The following is a 463-nucleotide window of genomic DNA, read 5'->3' as shown; positions in this document are numbered from 1 at the left end:
GGCTTGTCAGGCGAGCAGTTCGATTCGTAGGTCCAGTTGCCGACGAGCTGCTGAAGCCAGCGATGCTCGTCCTGCGGTTCGACAGTCTGCATGGGCTTATCCTCCTCTGTGCTGGATCTTCGGGACATGAGACAGGTCTAGCGCTCGGCCGCCATCTTCAGATTGGCGAGGCCGGTCTCGAAATCACCTCCGATCATGCGATCGACGTTGAAGAAGACGTGCATGATCCGGGCGAGGAACGGTGCCGGGCCGGTCATGGTCCAGATCACCTCGGTCACTGCCCCGCGAGGTTCGAGGGCGAATGTGACCTCGTTATGAGCCTCGAAGGGCTTGATGAAATCGAGCCTCAATCCAACCTTGCGCGGAGCCGAGGCCTCGACGATCTCCATACGCCCCTGGCCGACATTCTTGTCGCCATCCCAGGCATAGACCGCGCCGATGCCGCTTTCCGCACCGCTGAAGC

General features: G+C 60.9%; 2 protein-coding genes. Both read right to left on the bottom strand.

The window, feature by feature from the left end; all coding sequences use genetic code 11:
• Nucleotides 1–92 (bottom strand): DUF1579 family protein (locus AB4Y92_RS25735; protein ID WP_441822197.1); only part of this gene is annotated, 92 nt, incomplete at its 3' end.
• A gap of 45 nt (nucleotides 93–137) precedes the next feature.
• The coding region (locus tag AB4Y92_RS25730; protein WP_441822196.1) for an SRPBCC family protein at nucleotides 138–463 on the bottom strand (326 nt) is incomplete at its 5' end.

The sequence above is a fragment of the Lysobacter sp. TAB13 genome (assembly GCF_052113885.1).
GTDB lineage: Bacteria > Pseudomonadota > Gammaproteobacteria > Xanthomonadales > Xanthomonadaceae > Lysobacter > Lysobacter gummosus.
The sequence above is the reverse complement of the archived record's forward strand: the minus strand, read 5'-3'. Positions and strand labels throughout refer to the sequence as shown.